Raw genomic sequence first — 18,442 nt, 5'->3', positions numbered from 1 at the left:
GCGTACCGTCTCGAAAGCATGGGCTCCCTGACTCGCCCGATCCGACCCGGACGGATGTTCACCGCCTCCGCAGCCATCGCCGTGGTGGCCGTGGAGCGTGCCCTCGATCCGGCGGTCGCCGGGTTGCTCGGCGCGGTGGCCGGCATGCTGGCCGAACTCATGGCGCTGCAGCTGGGCCTGCTGCTCGGCGCGCTGGCGCTGCGGGTGCGGGTGCACGACGTGGTGGTGGGGCTGGGCGCCAGGGTCTACGAGCTGCGCACGCCGCGGCGGACCGTGTCGGTGCGGCTGCTTCCGATCATGCTCGGCGTCTCGGTCGGACCCGGCGCGGCGCCCGCGCGGTGCCGGATGTGGCTGGCCGGCGTGGCCTCCGCGATCGGCGGCGGCACGGCCGTGCTGGCCATGACCACCGTGCTTGACACGCCGTTCGGGCGCGGGTTGCTCATCGGCGCGCTGGCCACCGGCGCGCACTGCCTGCTGCCGCGCCGTGACGCGGGCACCACCTCCACCGGCTGGCTGCTGTTCCAGCTGCCGAAGCTGCCCAGGCACCGGGTCGCGGAATGGCAGTCCGCGCCGCTGGTCAACGAGGCCATCGACGCGGTCAACGGCGGCGACCTGGAGACCGCGGAGGCGCTGACCGCCGAACTGTCCAGGGAGCACCCGGGGCGGCGCACCACCACCGCGACCCGGATCGCGCTGCTGGAGGCCCGCGGCCGCTACGCCGAGGCGCTCGCGCTGACCATCGGCCTGGTTTCCGACCCAGCCCAGGAACCACGGGACCTGGCCTTCGCGCTGGCCTCACTGGCCGCGCTGACCGCGAACGCGGTGGAGGTCGGCCAGCTGGACGCGGCTACCGGCCTGCCCACCGCCCGCCAGGCCGTGGACGACGCCGAACAGCTCGGCTACCCGGGCTTCAAGCTCACCGGCACCAAGGCCCTGCTGGAGCTGCTGGCCGGCAACGCCGACCGCGCGGCCACCCTGGCCCGCTCCGGCGCCCGCAACAGCGGCGCCACCCTCAGCCGCGCCGACGACCTGGCCACCCTGGCCAGGGCCCTGATGGCCACCGGCGACAACCGGGCCGCCCGGCTGGCCCTGGACGAGGCCGAGACCCTCGCGCCGTGGTGGCCGAGGGTGGCGGGCACCCGGGCGCGGCTCAGCGTGTCCTGACCCGGCTTGCCGCCTCCCGCCGGATGCGGTCTGCTGTGGGCCATGCCGCTCCGCGCCTCCTGGACCTCCGGACCGCGCAGCGTGGTCGTCCTGATCGGCTTCCTGCTGGCCAGCTACGTGGTCGCGGGCGTGGCCGGAATCTCCGCAAGGGCGGGCGTCGCGGCCTGGTACAACGCCGCGCCCAAGCCCTTCTTCACCCCGCCGAACTGGCTGTTCCCGCCGATCTGGACGCTGATGTACGGCCTGATCGCCCTGGCCGCCTGGCAGCTCTGGCAACACCGGGACACCCACCCGCTGGAGGTCAGCCGCGGCCTGTGGCAGTGGTGGACCCAGCTGATGTTCAACCTGGCCTGGACCCCGGTCTTCTTCGCCATGAAGTGGCTCTGGCCGGCGCTGGCCCTGATCGTGATCTTGGACGTGATGGTCTGGGTGACCCTGTGCAGCGCGGCAAAAGTGAGCAGGGCGGCCACCTGGTTGCTCGTGCCGTACTTCGCGTGGCTGTTGTACGCCACAGCACTCAACCTGGGTGTCGCCCTGCTCAGTGTCTGATTGGCGCGCTCCGCGCGCGGGATTTTTCGCTCTTCAGTCGCCTCGTCGTGTACCCGCCGCACGCGAAGCAAGCTTCGGATGCGTCGGGCACACGACAAGGCGACGCGAAAAATCAACCCCACCGCCTGGTCAAGAGCCCGGCGTGTCGCTGGCGCGCCACGCCTCTTCCGCGAGCCGTTCTTGGGCTCTTGCGCCCCAACCCGTGAGCCCTCAGCCCGCCAGGACCACCCGGCCCAGCTCGGCCGCCGAAGCCAGCAGCGGGTGTCGCGGCAGCACCCGCACCGTGTACCCGGCCGAGCCCGCGTACGGCAGCTCTACCTCGGCGAAGTACCGCCCGTCGCCGTCGTAGCGCATCGGCACGGTCACCACGTCGCGCAGCTCGTCCGCGTCGTCCACCCGGCCGACCACGGCCTGCACCTCGACCTCGGCCGGTTCCAGCCCGGCCAGCTCGACCCTGGCGGTCACCGGCACGGTCGCGCCGAGCACCGGGGTGGCCGAGCTGCCGTTGCTGGCGAACTCGGTGTCGAGCACCTTCACCCTGCTCCACGCGGCCTGCATCCGGTGCCGGTAGTCGGTCAGCTCCCTGGCCCCGGCGAAACCGTTGTCCCGCACCGCGTGCGCGGAACGGCCGGCCGGCGCGTAGTAGTTCTCCACGTACTCCTTGACCATCCGGGAGGCCTGCACGTTCGGGCCGAGCGAGGCCAGCGTGTGCCGCACCATGGCCATCCACTGCGCGGGCACGCCGTCCTCGCCGCGGTCGTAGAACAGCGGGGCCACCTGGTTGCCGAGCAGCTCGTAGAGCGCGGTGGCCTCCAGGTCGTCGCGGCGGTTGGGGTCGCTGATGCCGTCCGCGGTGGGGATGGCCCAGCCGTTGCTGCCGTCGTGGAACTCGTCCCACCAGCCGTCCCTGATGGACAGGTTGAGGCCGCCGTTGAGCGCGGACTTCATGCCGGAGGTGCCGCAAGCCTCCAGCGGGCGCAGCGGGTTGTTCAGCCACACGTCGCAGCCCCAGTACAGGTACCGGGCCATGGACATGTCGTAGTCGGGCAGGAACACGATCCGGTGGCGCACACCCGCGTCGTCGGCGAAGCGCACGATCTGCTGGATCAGCGCCTTGCCGCCGTCGTCGGCCGGGTGCGACTTGCCCGCGACCACCAGCTGCACCGGGCGTTCCGGGTGCAGCAGCAGCTCGCGCAGCCGGTCGGCGTCGCGCAGCATCAGGGTGAGCCGCTTGTAGGTGGGCACCCGGCGGGCGAAGCCGACGGTGAGCACCTCGGGGTCGAACACCGAGTCGGTCCAGCCCAGCTCCAGCGCCGAGGCCCCGCGCTGCAGCCAGGACGCCTTGACCCGGCGGCGGATCTCCTCCACCAGGCGGGAGCGCAGCGTGCAGCGCAGCTCCCACAGCAGCGCGTCGGTGACCGGCTCGAAGCCGCGCAGGCCGACGCCACTGTCCACTTCGGACTCACCGAGCAGCTTGCTGATCTCGGTGGCCGCCCAGGTCGGGCCGTGCACGCCGTTGGTGACCGAGCCGATCGGCACCTCACTGACGTCGAAGCCCGGCCACAGGCCGCTGAACATCTCCCGGCTGACCTTGCCGTGCAGCTGGGAGACGCCGTTGGCGCGCTGGCCCAGCCGCAGGCCCATGTGCGCCATGTTGAACATGCCGGGGTTCTGCTCGGCGCCCAGCGCGAGCACCCGCTCGGACGGGATGCCGGGCAGCAGCCCGGCCGACTCGTTGCCGGGCGCGCCGAAGTAGTGCTGCACCAGGTCGACCGGGAAGCGGTCGATACCGGCCGGCACCGGGGTGTGCGTGGTGAACACGGTGCCCGCGCGCACGGTGGACAGCGCCTGGTCGAAGTCCAGATTCTCGCTGGTGACCAGCTCGCGGATGCGTTCCAGGCCCAGGAAGCCTGCATGGCCCTCGTTGGTGTGGAAGACCTCGGGCTGCGGGTGCCCGGTCAGCTCGCAGAAGACCCGCACCGCGCGCACCCCGCCGATCCCGGCCAGGATCTCCTGCCGGATGCGGTGGTTCTGGTCGCCGCCGTAGAGCCGGTCGGTGACCCCGCGCAGGTCGTCGTCGTTGTCCTCGACGTCGGAGTCCAGCAGCAGCAGCGGCACCCGGCCGACCTGCGCCTTCCAGATCCGGGCGCGCAGCACCCGGCCGGCCGGCATGGCCACGTGCACCAGGATCGGCGCGCCGGAGGGCTCGGTGAGCGGCTCCAGCGGCAGGCCGCGCGGGTCCAGCACCGGGTAGTGCTCGACCTGCCAGCCGTCCAGGGACAGCGACTGGCGGAAGTAGCCGGAGCGGTAGAGCAGCCCGACGCCGATCAGCGGCACGCCCAGGTCGGAGGCGGCCTTGAGGTGGTCGCCGGCCAGCACGCCGAGGCCGCCGGAGTAGTTGGGCAGCGCCTCGGTGACGCCGAACTCCATCGAGAAGTAGGCGACGGAGCTGGGCAGGCCCTGCTCGCCGAGGCCCTGGGCGCCCTCGATCTCCTCCTGCCGCCGCTGGTACCAGCGCGGCTGGCCGAGGTAGCGCTGCAGGTCGTCGTCGATGGCCCTGGTGCGGGTGAGGAAGCTCTCGTCGGTGGCCAGCCGCTGGAGTCGTTCGACCGGCACCTGGGCGAGCAGCCGGATGGGGTCGCCGCCGGTCTCCTGCCAGATGGTCTCGTCGACCGCGGCGAACAGGTCCTGGGTCGGTGGGTGCCAGGCCCAGCGGAGGTTGGTCGCCAGTCGCCCCAGTGCGGCGATCGGCTCGGGCAGACTGGCGCGGACGGTGAAGCGACGCAGAGCTCTCACGGACGCGGACCATATCCCGCACCCCCGCACCGATGGCAACATTCCCAGCGCAGCCTGCAAACAATTGCACCATCCACAGGCTGAAATCTGTCCACAAGGCCCGGGTTTGCCGACTGGACCGCTCGGGGGATCCCACTCATGATGAGTGTGCGCCAGCGCACAACTGGCTAACCAATACGTGTGATTCAGCCACCAGGCCCGGTGAACGTGAGCTGGATCGAGTCAGGCAGACTGCAACTACCCAAATCCCCAGCGTGACGAAGGGCGGCGCCGGTGACTGGTCGGCTCGGTATCGACGAGGTCTCCCCCCTGATCGACTGCGGACGATTCCCCGCCAAAACCGTTGCCGGCGAACATGTTCCGGTGCAGGCCACGGTCTGGCGGGAAGGCCACGACGCGATCGCCGCGACCGTGGTGTGGAAGGGCCCTGGCGACCGGGTGGCCCGGCAGACCCGGATGGTGCCCGAGGGCGTCGGCCTGGACCGCTGGGCGGCGGTGATCACGCCCGACCGTCCCGGCATGTGGACCTTCCGGATCGACGCCTGGAGCGACCCCTGGGCCACCTGGCGGCACGCGGTGGAGGTCAAGGTCGGCGCTGGTCAGGCCGCGGCCGAGCTGGACAACGACCTGGAGATCGGCGCCCGGCTGCTCGAACGGGTGGCCAAACGACCCGATCGGCGTAACGACCGGGCCCAGCTGATGTCGGCCGCGCTCGGCCTGCGGGACACCGCCCGGCAGCTGCCGGAGCGGATCGCGGCCGCGCTGTCGGAGCCGGTGAGCCGGATCATGCACGAGTTCCCGGTGCGCGAGCTGCTGACCAAGGGCAAGTGGCAGCAGCTGTGGGTGGACCGGCAGCGCGCCAGGTACAGCTCCTGGTACGAGCTGTTCCCGCGATCCACCGGCGGCTGGGACGAGTTCGGCAAGCCGGTGCACGGCACCTTCACCACCGCCACCGCGGCGCTGGACCGGGTCGCGGGCATGGGCTTCGACGTGGTCTACCTGCCGCCGATTCACCCGATCGGCCGGGTCAACCGCAAGGGCCCGAACAACAGCCTGGTCTCCGTGCCGGAGGACCCCGGCTCGCCGTGGGCCATCGGCGCGGAGGAGGGCGGCCACGACGCCATCCACCCGGACCTGGGCACCCTGGAGGACTTCAAGGGCTTCGTGCACCGGGCAGGCGAGCTGGGCATGGAGATCGCGCTGGACCTGGCGCTGCAGTGCGCGCCAGACCACCCGTGGGCCAAGGAGCACCCGGAGTGGTTCACCGTGCGCCCGGACGGCACCATCGCCTACGCGGAGAACCCGCCGAAGAAGTACCAGGACATCTACCCGGTCAACTTCGACAACGACCCGCAGGGCATCTACGCCGAGGTGCTGCGGGTGATGCTGCACTGGGTCGAGCACGGGGTGCGGATCTTCCGGGTGGACAACCCGCACACCAAGCCGCCGGACTTCTGGCACTGGCTGATCTGGCAGGTCAAGCAGTCCCACCCGGACGTGCTGTTCCTGTCCGAGGCGTTCACCCGCCCGGCCCGGATGTACGGCCTGGCCCGCCGCGGCTTCACCCAGTACTACACCTACTTCACCTGGCGCACCGCCAAGCAGGAGCTGATCGACTTCGGGGTCGGCCTGGTCGAGCACGCCGATGAGGCCACGCCGAACCTGTTCGTCAACACCCCGGACATCCTGCACGAGTCGCTGCAGCACGGCGGCCCGGCGATGTTCGCCATCAGGGCCGCGCTGGCCGCGACCCTGTCCCCGAGCTGGGGTGTGTACTCCGGTTACGAGCTCTACGAGGGCACCGCGGTGCGCGAGGGCAGCGAGGAGTACCTGGACTCGGAGAAGTACGAGCTGCGCCCGCGCGACTTCGCCGCCGCGCTGGCCGAGGGCCGCTCGCTGGAGCCGTGGCTGCGCCGCCTCAACGGCATCCGCCGCGCGCACCCGGCCCTGCACCAGCTGCGCACGCTGCACTTCCACCACGTGGACAACGACGCGCTGATCGCCTACTCCAAGCAGGACCCGGCTTCCGGGGACACCGTGGTGGTCGTGGTCAACCTCGACCCGGACAACGGCCAGCAGGGCACGCTGTGGTTGGACCTGCCCGCTTTGGGTATGGACTGGGGAGAGCGTTTTGTCGCGCGCGATGAGGTCACCGGGGACATCTGGGACTGGGGCCAGGGGAACTTCATCCGCCTGGAGCCGCACCACGCGGTCGCCCATGTCGTGACGATCCAACGCTACTGAGCCGAAACCTGTTGATCACGTAGTTGACGAAGGCTGGTCGTCATTGCCCAAGCCCACCCAAACCCGCGTGGAGGCGTCCATGACCGTAGTGCCCGGCCTGGCGGGTGTCCCGCACACCGGTGAGACGCTGACCGCGGACGGCCATCTGGTCGAGCCCCAGGCGGAGGACTTCCGGCATGCCCGGCTGGCCCCGCGTGAGCCCGGCTGGTTCCAGCGCGCGGTGTTCTACGAGGCGCTGGTGCGGGCCTTCTCCGACTCCAACGGGGACGGTTCGGGGGACCTGCGTGGGCTGGCCAGCAGGCTGGACTACCTGCGCTGGCTCGGGGTGGACTGCCTGTGGCTGCCGCCGTTCTACGCCTCGCCACTACGCGACGGCGGGTACGACATCAGCGACTACCGCGCGGTGCTGCCGGAGTTCGGCGACGTGGACGACTTCGTCTACCTGCTCGACGAGGCGCACCGGCGAGGCATCCGGGTGATCACCGACCTGGTGCTCAACCACACCTCGGACGCGCACCCGTGGTTCCAGCAGTCCCGCAGCGACCCGGACGGGCCCTACGGCGACTTCTACGTCTGGAGCGACGACGACTCCCGCTACGCCGACGCGCGGATCATCTTCGTCGACACCGAGACCTCGAACTGGACCTACGACCCGGTGCGCGGGCAGTTCTACTGGCACCGGTTCTTCTCCCACCAGCCGGACCTCAACTACGAGAACCCCGCGGTGCAGGAGGCCATGCTGGACGTGCTGCGGTTCTGGCTGGACCTCGGCATCGACGGTTTCCGGCTGGACGCGGTGCCCTACCTGTTCGAGGAGGAGGGCACCAACTGCGAGAACCTGCCCAAGACGCACGCGTTCCTGCAGCGCTGCCGCAAGGTGGTCGACGACGAGTACCCGGGCCGGGTGCTGCTGGCCGAGGCGAACCAGTGGCCAGCCGACGTGGTGCCGTACTTCGGCGACACCGAGCTGGGCGGCGACGAGTGCCACATGGCCTTCCACTTCCCGCTGATGCCGCGGATCTTCATGGCGGTGCGCAGGGAAAGCCGTTTCCCCATCTCGGAGATCCTGGCCCAGACCCCCGCGATCCCGTCGGGCTGCCAGTGGGGCATCTTCCTGCGCAACCACGACGAGCTGACCCTGGAGATGGTCACCGACGAGGAACGCGACTACATGTACGCCGAGTACGCCAAGGATCCTCGGATGAAGGCGAACATCGGCATCCGGCGACGGCTGGCCCCGCTGCTGGAGAACGACCGCAACCAGCAGGAGCTGTTCACCGCGCTGCTGCTGTCCCTGCCGGGCTCGCCGGTGCTGTACTACGGCGACGAGATCGGCATGGGCGACAACATCTGGCTCGGCGACCGCGACGGCGTGCGCACGCCGATGCAGTGGACGCCCGACCGCAACGCCGGGTTCTCCAAGTGCGACCCGAACCGGGTCAACCTGCCGGTGATCAACGACCCGGTGTACGGCTACCAGGCGGTCAACGTCGAGGCGCAGCTGAACAACACCTCCTCGCTGCTGCACTGGACCCGGCGGATGATCGAGGTGCGCAAGGAGCACCCGGCCTTCGGGCTGGGCACCTTCACCGAGCTGGGCTCCTCCAACCCGAGTGTGCTGGCCTACCTGCGGCGCTGGACCCCGGAAGAGGAGACTGAGCCGGAGGACGTGGTCATCTGCGTGAACAACCTCTCCCGGTTCCCGCAGCCGGTGGAGCTGGACCTGTCCGCGTACGCGGGCTGCACCCCGATCGAGCTGACCGGCGGTGTGCACTTCCCGGCGATCGGTGAGCTGCCGTACCTGCTCACCCTGCCGGGGCACGGTTTCTACTGGTTCCAGATCGCCGCCACGGCAGAAAGTGGTGACGCCCGTTGACCTCAGCCCGGCTCGACCTCACCGTCCTCCCCGAAGCCCTGACCGGCGCGCTGCCCGACTGGCTACCGGGGCAGCGGTGGTTCGCCGGCAAGGACCGGCCGGTGCTCGGGGTGCGCGCGCAACGGCTCACCCCGCTGCTGGCCGACGACCCCACACTGGTGCTGGCCATCGTGGAGGTCGACCAGGGCCTGGCGCCGGAGCGCTACCAGCTGCTGCTGGGCGCGCGGCCCGAACTGCCGGACTGGCTGCTGCCGCACCGGGTCTGCGACTGGGACGGCTGGCACTGCTACGACGCCAGCCAGGACCCGGAGCTGGCCGGTGAGCTGCTCACGCTGATCGCGGCCAACCGCGAGGTCGAGGACCTGCGGTTCACCCCGGAGCCGGGGGTGGAGCTGAGCACCGGCCTGCGCGGCCGGCCGGTGGGCGCGGAGCAGAGCAACACCTCGCTGGTCTACGGCAGCCAGTACATCCTCAAGCTGTTCCGCAAGCTGGTGCCCGGCGAGAACCGGGACCTGACCCTGCACCGGGCGCTGGCCTCGGTCGGCTGCGAGCACATCGCGCCGCCGCTGGGCTCGATCAGCGCACCCGACGGCACGCTCGGCCTGTTGCAGTCCTTTGTGGAGGGTGCGGCGGACGGTTGGGCGATGGCCACCGCGAGCGTGCGGGACCTGATGGCCGAGGCGGATTTACACGCCGACGAGGTCGGCGGCGACTTCGCCGGCGAGGCCCAGCGACTGGGCCACGCGGTGGCCGAGGTGCACGCGGACCTGCGCCGCGCGGCGGAGAGCAGGCTGGCCACGGCCGAGGAGCTCACCGCGCTGGTCGCGGCGATGCACCGCAGACTGGACACCATGCTGGAGTCCGTGCCGGAGCTGGCCGAGCACGCCGAGGCGCTGCGCAAGGCCTTCGACGCGGCGCTGGACGCCGACCAGCCGGTCGAGGTCCAGCACGTGCACGGTGACCTGCACCTTGGCCAGTGCCTGCGCACGGTCACCGGCTGGGTGCTGATCGACTTCGAGGGCGAGCCCGCCGCCCCCGCGGCCGAGCGCGCCAAGCTGCGCTCGCCGCTGCGCGATGTCGCGGGCATGCTGCGGTCCTTCGACTACGCCGCGCACCAGCGGCTGGTCGGGCACGCCGACGACCACCAGCTGACCGTGCGCGCGCTGGAGTGGGCGCAGCGCAACCGGACCGCGTTCTGCGCGGGCTACGCCGAGGTCGCGGGCGATCCGAGGGAGCACGCCGAGCTGTTGCGCGCGCTCGAGTTGGACAAGGCCGTCTACGAGGTGGCCTACGAGCACGCCAACCGGCCGGAGTGGCTGCCCATCCCGCTGTCCTCCATCGCCAGGATCACCTCAGGAGAGGAACCGTCGTGACCAGCCTGGACGTCTGTGCCCCGCCCCCGGACGAGGTGCGGCGGCTGCTGACCGGCTCGCACCACGACCCGCACTCGGTGCTGGGCGCGCACCCGCACGAGGACGGGACGGTGGTGCGCGCGCTGAAACCGCACGCCAGCGCCGTCGCGGTGCTCCAGGACGGCGGCCGGTACCCGCTGACGCCGGTCGGTGACAACGGCCTGTTCTCCGGCCAGGTGCCGCACCCGCCCGGCGACTACCGGCTGGAGGTCACCTACGGCGACCACAGCGAGACGGTGGACGACCCGTACCGCTGGCTGCCCACCCTCGGCGAGCTCGACCTGCACCTGATCGGCGAGGGCAGGCACGAGCGGCTGTGGGACGCCCTGGGCGCGCACTACCGCCGGTACGAGACCCCCAACGGCCTGGTCACCGGCACCTCGTTCGCGGTGTGGGCGCCCAATGCCCGCGGCGTCCGGGTCTGCGGCGACTTCGACGGCTGGAGCGGCCTGGCCACCCCGATGCGCTCGCTGGGCTCCAGCGGCGTGTGGGAGGTCTTCGTGCCGGGCGTGCAGCCCGGCACCAAGTACAAGTTCAAGCTGCTGGGCCGCGACGGCTCCTGGCACGAGAAGGCCGACCCGCTGGCCTTCGCCGCCGAGGTGCCGCCGGCCACGGCCTCCGTGGTCACGGTCGACCGGCACGAGTGGGTGGACGCGGAGTGGCTGGTCAAGCGTGAGGCCACCGACTGGAGCCGCAGCGCGATCAGCGTGTACGAGGTGCACCTGGGTTCCTGGAAGCCGGGCCTGGACTACCGCGAGCTGGCCAAGGAGCTGGGCGACTACCTGGAGCAGACCGGCTTCACCCATGTCGAGCTGATGCCGGTGGCCGAGCACCCCTTCGGCGGTTCCTGGGGCTACCAGGTCACCAGCTACTACGCGCCGACCTCCCGCTTCGGCTCCCCGGACGACTTCCGCTACTTCGTCGACCACCTGCACTCCCGCGGCATCGGCGTCATCGTCGACTGGGTCCCCGCCCACTTCCCGAAGGACGCCTGGGCCCTGGCCCGCTTCGACGGCGAGCCGCTGTACGAGCACGCCGACCCGCGCCGCGGCGAACACCCCGACTGGGGCACGCTGGTCTTCGACTTCGGCCGCACCGAGGTCCGCAACTTCCTGGTGGCCAACGCGCTGTACTGGATCGAGGAGTTCCACATCGACGGCCTGCGCGTGGACGCGGTCGCCTCGATGCTGTACCTGGACTACTCGCGCGAAGAGGGCCAGTGGCTGCCCAACGCCCACGGCGGCCGGGAGAACCTGGACGCGGTGCAGTTCCTGCAAGAGCTCAACGCCACCGTCTACAAGCGACACCCCGGCATCCTCATGATCGCCGAGGAGTCCACCTCGTGGCCGGGCGTCACTCGCCCCACCCACCTCGGCGGCCTGGGCTTCGGCTTCAAGTGGAACATGGGCTGGATGCACGACACCCTGCGCTACCTCCAGCACGACCCGGTGCACAGGTCCTACCACCACAACGAGGTCACCTTCGCCCTGGTCTACGCCTGGAGCGAGAACTTCGTGCTCCCCCTGTCCCACGACGAGGTAGTGCACGGCAAGGGCTCCCTGTGGACCCGCATGCCCGGCGACAACTGGAACAAGGCCGCCGGCCTGCGCACCCTGCTCGCCTTCATGTGGGCCCACCCGGGCAAGCAGCTGCTGTTCATGGGCGGCGAGTTCGGCCAGATCGCGGAGTGGTCGGAGTCGCGTTCCCTGGACTGGCACCTCCTGGAAGACCCCCTGCACGCGGGCCTGCAGCGCCTGGTCGCGGACCTCAACCACACCTACCGCGCCCACCCGCCCCTGCACACCCAGGACACCAGCCCCGAAGGCTTCGCCTGGATCGATGCCAACGACTCGGCGGGCAACGTCCTGAGCTTCCTCCGCTACGACACCCACACCGGCAACCCCGTCGCCTGCATCACCAACTTCGCGGGCAACCCCCACCACGACTACCGAATCGGCCTCCCCCTGGCCGGCCACTGGCGAGAAGTCCTCAACACAGACGCCGAAATCTATGGCGGCTCCGGCGTAGGAAACCTGGGCGGAGTCCAAGCCACCCTCCACCCCCACCACGGCCGCCCAGCCTCCGCCAAACTCCAACTCCCCCCCAACGGCGTCATCTGGCTCGCCTACGAAGGCGCCTAACCCGAGGTGATCGGGGGGGGCACCACACCACCAACCCCCCAATCACCCACCCCACCCGCCGCCGCACCCCAAGGCCACCCGCCTCGGCTCACACGCTCCGGGCTCTACTCCCAGCCCTGCCCCATCCGGGCTCCGCTCCGTGCCGCCCAGCCACCCGCGCCAAGCCCGCCTTGCGCTCGCTCGTACCCGGCCCGCACCACGTCACCCAGCCCCGTTCCGGCAGCTGCCCCACGCCGCACCACGCAACATCGCTCCGCACTGGCCCAGGCGACACCACACATCGTCGCTCCGCGTTCGCCCCGCGTCACATCGCGCGCCGTCGCTCGTGGGCCGCCCCGCCACGCCGCGCAACATCGCTCCGCACTCACCCGCGTCACACCAGGCAACATCGCTCCACAATCACCCGCGTCACACCGCGCAAAGCCGCTCCGCATCCGCCCGCGTCACAGTGCGCGGCGTCGCTCATGCGCCCCCGCGGCACACCGCGCAGCGTCACTCGTGCACCGCCCCGCCACACCGCGCAGCGTCGCTTGTGTGCCCGCCTCACGCCACGCTGCCCGAGCCCCCTGGCCAGCCGTCCGCCTCGTCGGCCCCGCCTGCCAGCCACTCCACCAGTCGGCCCCGCCTGGCCAGCCATCCGCCTGCTCCACCCTCGCCCGGCCTCCAGCTGATCCAGCCTTGCCCTGCCCACCTGGTTCAGCGCTGCCCTGGCCCGCCGTAACCCAAAATCACTCTCCCCAGGCCTCTCACGCCCCAACGCGCCCTGCCCCTGCCCTCGTCACAGCTCCCCGGGCAGCCCACCCGCGCACAGCTCCACACAATCCGAACTGTTCTTCAACGCCCGCACAACCACGGGATGCCCCGACACGTACACGGTCGGATAGTCGACCTCCCCCGCCGCCTCATCCACGACGTACGCAACCCGCTCTTCCCCCAACGAGTACTCGGTCCACACCCCCGGCTTGTTCCCCCGAGGATCCACCCGAGCCCAACGCCCCTCCCCCGCCACCCAAACCCCAACCAACCCGTGCAACACAAACCTCCCGGCCCCATCAGCCAACCGCTGATAGCAAAGCCCAGCCGGAATCCCGTTCCCCCGCAACAAGGCCACCAGCAGATGCGACTTGGCGTAACAAAGTCCAGTCCCCACCGCCGCCACATCCGAAGCCCGCCAGGTGACCCGCCGATCCCCGACATCCATCGAATGCGTCACCGCATCCCGAACCCACTCAAACGCCGCCCGCGCATACCCATCCCCGTGCGACTCACGCAACCGCTCCACCACCGAGCCCACCACCGGACTACGAAAGTCGATCACCTCGTCGTCACCCAGATACGCCGCCAGCCCCGCCTCAGCCACAAACCCGGCCACCGCCACCCCTCCCAGTCGCAAGCGGCCGTCCAGTAGCCGCGCAGGCATCACACCAGCCGCAATCGGCCAGCAGCCAGCGAAATACCCACACCCCAGCCGCCCGGCCCTTCACCGCAAGCGGCACCGAGCCCCGCTCCACGGACTCACTCGGGCTCACCATCAAGCCCGCACTCCGGCATCGCCCCAGCGCGCACTCCAGCCGCGCCCGGGTCAGCTGCATGCCGAGTCAGGCCGTCATGGCCCGCAGCCCGCAGCCCGCAGCCCGCAGCCCGCAGCCCGCAGCCCGCAGCCCGCAGCCCGCAGCCCGCAGCCCGCAGCCCGCAGGGAGGATGCTAAGCCTGCTGACCAGCGCCGATCCGCGCCGCGATGCCGTTCAACAGCAACTCAAGCCCAAGCTCGAACTGCTGCTCATGCGTCCGGTCCACTGCGTCCAGCACCCGTCGCGTGACCTCCGGATACCGGCCGCTCTCAACCACCTGCTGGATGTACGGCTGCACGGTCTCGCGCCACTGCCGCTCGTCCTGGCCACTACGGCGCTGAGCCTCTCGCTCAGCGACCTCATTCACCACTCCGCCGAGCACCATGCTCGACACGGCGTCGACCAGCCCGCTCGCCTCGGTGGCGTCCTCCGTTGCCCCGCGCGCCGCCGCGAGTGCGAAGTCCATGTACCGCAAGGCGTTCGGCCCGATCGGCGGACGGCTGCCGACCACGGACACAAGCCAGGAGTGCCGGAGCATCAGCTGACGTCCTTCAGTGGCGACCAGGCTCAGGTCTGTCCGCCAGTCACCGGAGGGCTGCTCCGGCAACGCGCATTCGCCGTAGACGCTGTCGACCATCAGTTCAAGCAGATCCTCCTTTCCGGACAGTTGCCGGTACAGCGATGTCGTACCTGTCTCCAACTCGGTGGCCAGGCGCCGCATCGACACCGCGTCCACCCCTTCGGCGTCCGCGACCCGCACTGCCGCGTCCACCATCCGTTCCACCGTCAGGCTTGGTCGGCGGACCCGCTCCACCACCACCGGGATCCGGGTCCACACCACGTCAGCCCTGGGCAATGGGTTGTCCGCACCACTCATTGCTCGTCCTCAGTCCAGCCGGGTTGACAGCCACCCTAGCCGACGGGCACAGTGTTGCCAAGTCGGAAACACCGTGCCCAAAGTGAGGATGGACATGTTCAACGAGGAAGTCAACGTGCTGGTGACCGGCGCGGGCACGGTCGGCCTGTCAATGGCGGTTTTCCTTGCCAGACAGGGGATGAAGCCGTTGGTCGTCGAACGAAGAGCGGGCTTGTCCAACCATCCGCGCGCGCTCGGCGTGAGCTTGCGAGGCCTCGAGCCCCTGCGTGCGGCCGGTCTCGAACCGGCGATCCACACCACGCCGCGACGACCGCCGCCGACCGGCCGGGTCACCGTCTCCACCCTCGCCGAGGTAGCCGCGCTGGGTCCGCCTGAGACCACGGGGTCCGGGTTCTTCGGCTTGGAAGCCACCGCCGAGGAGATCAGTCCGGCCACCGGCGGCGACCGCGCGCAGGACCAGTTGGACCCGGTGCTGTTCGAGGCCGCGGTCAGCCAGGGCGCCTCCGTGCGGTTCGGCGTCGAGGTGTGCGCGATTGAGCCGGACGAGCAGGGCGTGACCGCGATCGTCCTCGATCACGCCACCGGCGAACGCGGCCGGATTCGCGCCGGCTACCTGGTGGCCGCGGACGGCGCGCACAGCCGCATCCGCTCCTGGACCGGCATCACCACCACCGGGCCGGGCCCGCTGGGCGGCCACATGATCAACATTCTCTTCCGCGCCGACCTGGGCTCGCTGCTGGCCAACCGGCCAGGTGGTCTCTACGACATCAGGAACCCACGGGCGTCCGGCCCACTGTTCTCGGTGGACGGCCAGGACCGGTACGCCTTCCACATCCCGTACGACCCCGCGAACGGCCAGAGCCCAGCTGACTTCCCGCCGGAGCGATGCCTGGAGCTGGTCGAAGCGGCGATCGGCCAGGCCGGCGTCCCGGTCGAGATCCTCAGCGTGCTGCCCTGGCAGTCCACCGCGCTGGTGGCCGACCGCTTCTCCACCGGACGGGTGTTCTTGATCGGCGACGCCGCCCACGTGCTCCCGCCAACCGGCGGCTTCGGCCTGAACACCGGGATAGCCGATGCGGAGAACCTCGCGTGGAAGCTCGCGGCGGTGCACCGCGGTCAGGCGGGGCCGGCCCTGCTCGACACCTATGACGTCGAACGCAGGCCACTGGCGCTGTTCACCATGGAGCAGGTCCTCTTACGCAGCATCAACCGTCGCCTGCACTGGGACTTCAGCAAGGTCACCGAGCGCAGCGAGCTCGGCATCGCGGAGATCCTGGTGGCGCAGGTCGGCCACCACTACGCGGCCGGGGCGGTGATCGCACCACGCACCGACCTGCCGTCACTGACCGAGGTCGTCCTCGACGGTTCCCCTGGCACCAGGGCGCCACACGTCTGGGTAAGCCACAACGGGACCCGGGTCTCCACGCTTGATCTGGTGGAGTCCCAGTTCACCGTCCTGACCGGCCAGGCGGGACACACTTGGTGCGTTGCCGCGGAGGCAGCGGCCGACTCCCTCAACGTGCCGGTGACAGCACAGCTGCTGCACCCGCACCACGGTCCAGTGATCGATGAGAACGAAAAGTGGCTCGCCGCAACCAAGCTTTCCCCGGACGGCGCGTTGCTCATCCGCCCGGACGGCTTTGTCGCCTGGCGCGCCGACACCGCACACTCCGACCCGACCGCGGCGCTGACCACCGCCCTGCGACGCATCCTCGCCAGAGAGGAGGTGACCGACACGCCCGAGACCCCAGCTCACGCAGCCCAACCAGCCTGACCTCCGCCAGTAGACGCCGCGGCTGAGGAGTCCACCACACTCGCCAGCCACATCGCGCCACAGGCCGTGTCCATTCAGGTTTCCGCCGCTTCCGCCAGCAGTCCGCACCTCTGGCGGAGCGCCTGAGCAGACCGGCCAGCCGGGCCACTAGCTGGACGCGGCGAATGTTCGTGGCCACCGCATCGGCCACAACAGCCGCCGTTCTCGGCACAATGGTCTAGTGCGGCCACCACTCCGGCGTCGATCGTTGCGGCCCAGTCTCGCCGTGCTCGCCCTGACCACGGCGCTGCTCGCCGGGTGCACCGTGGCCGTGGCGGGCAGTCCGGTCGCCGCCACCAACTCGGTCGCGGTGGATCCCGGATTTGTCCGCGGCACCGACGGCGGGCTGGTCGACCGGCTGGCCGCGACGGCGGTGACCGACATCGGCGAGTACTGGCGGCAGGCCTATCCGGCCACGTTCGGCAAGCCGTGGCAGGAGCTGGCCGGCGGTTACTACTCGGTCGACACGACCGACCGGTCCGCCAAGCCGCCACCCTGTGCGTCGCAGGCCATCGAAGTGGAGGGCAACGCCTTCTACTGCGCCTCGGTGGATGCGATCGCCTGGGACCGCTCGGCTCTGCTGCCGGTGCTGCGGGACAAGTACGGCGACGCCGCCGTCGTACTGGTCCTCGCACACGAGGTCGGGCACGCCGTGCACCACCGGGCCGGGGTGGGCGCGGAGGAACAACGCAAGCAACCCGAGCAGTACCCGACGATCCTCATGGAGGCCATGGCCGATTGCTACGCCGGAACGTTCGTCCGCTGGGTGGCCGACGGCAAGGCTCCGCACCTGCGGGTCACCTCCGACCAACTGGACGCCGCACTGCAAGCGTTGATCAGTTTCCGGGACCCCGTGGGCACCTCGGAAAGCGACGACGCGGCGCACGGCAACGCCTTCGACCGGGTGTCCGCCTTCCAGGACGGCTACCGGGAAGGGGCCGCGCTGTGCGGACGGATGACCGCGCAGAACCGCCAGTTCACCCAGCGAGCCTTCACCGACTTCGTGGACCGGGCGCGCGGCGGCAACCTGCCATTCAAGGACATGCTTGACGCGGTCACGCCGAACCTGTCCGCCTTCTTCGGCAACCTGGTCACCAAGGCCGGCCGCACGTGGCAGACGCCCTTGGTGCGGCGGGGCACGGTGAACGGCGAGTGCTCGCCTGGAACACAAGGTCCGATCGCCTACTGCCAGGACGGGTCGATCGCGATCGACATGGACCGGGCGACCGCGCTGCACAACGACATCGGCGACTACGCCACCGGCATGTTGCTGGCGACCCGGTACGGCCTGGCCGCGATAGCGGCTATGGGCCGCCCGGTCGGTGAGCAGCGGGCCGGGCAGCAGGCGCTGTGCCTGGCCGGGGCGTACACCGGTTCGGTGCTGCGACCGTCCGACAGCTCCTTCGGCCTCTCGCCGGGCGACCTGGACGAGGCCGTGCAGGTGTTGCTGGGCTTCGACTACGCGGCCCGGGACACCGGCGGTCACGGGCTGCCGACCGGCTTCGAGCGGGTCGGAGTGTTCCGCACCGGCACCCTCCAGGGCGCGGACGCCTGCGGCGTGTCCTGAACTCGGGCAAGCGCGTCCAGCTCCGCGGCGCGCTGTGGGCCAGCCGGGCACGCAAGTCGCCACACGCGCCGACGGACGCGTTGTGCACGCTCGAACAGTCAGGCAGGCGTGGGCACCCGAGTCTCAGCACATCAGGCCGGTTGTGCCGAGTTGCGCTGCGGCCTGCGGGAAGGCTAGGCGACTACCGGGCCGGATCACCGCTTGAGCGGGCGACCAATGGGCGAGCGACCGCTGGGCGGACGACCAGAGTGCGGTGATCACCGGGCAACGACCGCTGCGGCGAGTGGCGGCCGGGCGGTAGACGGCGGCCGCGCAGTAGGCGGCCGCTGGGCAGCGGCGGTCGCTGGGCGGTGGATAGCTACTGGGCGGTGGATGACCGCTGGGCACTGGGAGCTGCTGGGCGGCGGCGCGGACCTGGTCGTCCGCTTGGGC

Annotated in this window: 11 protein-coding genes; 8 read left to right on the top strand and 3 right to left on the bottom strand. The window is 70.6% G+C overall.

Features of this window, described 5'->3' with window-relative positions:
- Positions 1 to 18: 18 nt before the first annotated feature.
- Both ACWDY5_RS03435 and ACWDY5_RS03430 read left to right on the top strand, forming a co-directional pair.
- Positions 19 to 1,164 (top strand): hypothetical protein, encoded by a 1,146-nt coding sequence (locus ACWDY5_RS03435; RefSeq protein WP_449720763.1) that lies wholly within the window; start codon positions 19 to 21, stop codon positions 1,162 to 1,164.
- 42 nt (positions 1,165 to 1,206) lie between these two features.
- Positions 1,207 to 1,713: a TspO/MBR family protein gene (locus ACWDY5_RS03430; RefSeq protein WP_449720762.1), complete on the top strand. Its 507-nt coding sequence runs from the start codon at positions 1,207 to 1,209 to the stop codon at positions 1,711 to 1,713.
- A gap of 210 nt (positions 1,714 to 1,923) precedes the next feature.
- On the opposite strand, the gene glgP is transcribed toward ACWDY5_RS03430, so the two are convergent.
- Positions 1,924 to 4,509, bottom strand: coding sequence for an alpha-glucan family phosphorylase (gene glgP, locus ACWDY5_RS03425; protein WP_449720761.1), 2,586 nt, complete (start codon positions 4,507 to 4,509; stop codon positions 1,924 to 1,926).
- A gap of 273 nt (positions 4,510 to 4,782) precedes the next feature.
- Between glgP and ACWDY5_RS03420 the strand changes: the two genes are divergently transcribed.
- The 4 genes from ACWDY5_RS03420 (at position 4,783) to glgB (ending at position 12,182) form a co-directional block, all read left to right on the top strand.
- The gene (locus ACWDY5_RS03420) at positions 4,783 to 6,753 is read left to right on the top strand and encodes a maltotransferase domain-containing protein (protein ID WP_449720760.1); all 1,971 of its coding nucleotides are present in this window, start codon (positions 4,783 to 4,785) and stop codon (positions 6,751 to 6,753) included.
- Positions 6,754 to 6,832: 79 nt separating this feature from the next.
- Positions 6,833 to 8,629, top strand: a complete 1,797-nt coding sequence (treS, locus tag ACWDY5_RS03415; protein WP_449720759.1) for a maltose alpha-D-glucosyltransferase — start codon at positions 6,833 to 6,835, stop codon at positions 8,627 to 8,629.
- Positions 8,626 to 10,002, top strand: coding sequence for a maltokinase N-terminal cap-like domain-containing protein (locus tag ACWDY5_RS03410; RefSeq protein WP_449720758.1), 1,377 nt, complete (start codon positions 8,626 to 8,628; stop codon positions 10,000 to 10,002). Before treS ends, ACWDY5_RS03410 begins: the two co-directional genes overlap by 4 nt.
- Positions 9,999 to 12,182: a 1,4-alpha-glucan branching protein GlgB gene (gene glgB, locus ACWDY5_RS03405; RefSeq protein ID WP_449720757.1), complete on the top strand. Its 2,184-nt coding sequence runs from the start codon at positions 9,999 to 10,001 to the stop codon at positions 12,180 to 12,182. The genes ACWDY5_RS03410 and glgB overlap by 4 nt, the downstream gene beginning before the upstream one ends.
- A gap of 778 nt (positions 12,183 to 12,960) precedes the next feature.
- On the opposite strand, the gene ACWDY5_RS03400 is transcribed toward glgB, so the two are convergent.
- Both ACWDY5_RS03400 and ACWDY5_RS03395 read right to left on the bottom strand, forming a co-directional pair.
- A complete protein-coding gene (locus tag ACWDY5_RS03400; protein ID WP_449720756.1) occupies positions 12,961 to 13,554 on the bottom strand; it encodes a transglutaminase-like domain-containing protein in 594 nt (197 codons plus the stop codon).
- Positions 13,555 to 13,886: 332 nt separating this feature from the next.
- Complete coding sequence (locus ACWDY5_RS03395) at positions 13,887 to 14,630, bottom strand: TetR/AcrR family transcriptional regulator (protein WP_283661188.1); 744 nt, start codon at positions 14,628 to 14,630, stop codon at positions 13,887 to 13,889.
- A 94-nt stretch (positions 14,631 to 14,724) separates the two neighbouring features.
- Here ACWDY5_RS03395 and ACWDY5_RS03390 point away from each other — a divergent pair, with 94 nt between their 5' ends.
- On the top strand, positions 14,725 to 16,404 hold the full coding sequence (locus ACWDY5_RS03390) for an FAD-dependent monooxygenase (protein ID WP_449720755.1): 1,680 nt from the start codon (positions 14,725 to 14,727) through the stop codon (positions 16,402 to 16,404).
- A gap of 220 nt (positions 16,405 to 16,624) precedes the next feature.
- Entirely contained in the window at positions 16,625 to 18,010 is a 1,386-nt protein-coding gene (locus tag ACWDY5_RS03385) for a neutral zinc metallopeptidase (protein ID WP_449720754.1), read from the top strand.
- Positions 18,011 to 18,442: the final 432 nt, after the last annotated feature.

Source organism: Crossiella sp. NPDC003009 (assembly GCF_053591555.1).
The sequence above is the reverse complement of the archived record's forward strand: the minus strand, read 5'-3'. Positions and strand labels throughout refer to the sequence as shown.

Bases quoted from the DNA above. Each gene is read 5' to 3' on its own strand.
- treS (WP_449720759.1), top strand. From the start codon at position 6,833: ATGACCGTAGTGCCCGGCCTGGCGGGTGTCCCGCACACCGGTGAGACG.
- ACWDY5_RS03395 (WP_283661188.1), bottom strand. From the start codon at position 14,630: ATGAGTGGTGCGGACAACCCATTGCCCAGGGCTGACGTGGTGTGGACC.
- ACWDY5_RS03430 (WP_449720762.1), top strand. From the start codon at position 1,207: ATGCCGCTCCGCGCCTCCTGGACCTCCGGACCGCGCAGCGTGGTCGTC.
- ACWDY5_RS03435 (WP_449720763.1), top strand. From the start codon at position 19: ATGGGCTCCCTGACTCGCCCGATCCGACCCGGACGGATGTTCACCGCC.
- ACWDY5_RS03390 (WP_449720755.1), top strand. From the start codon at position 14,725: ATGTTCAACGAGGAAGTCAACGTGCTGGTGACCGGCGCGGGCACGGTC.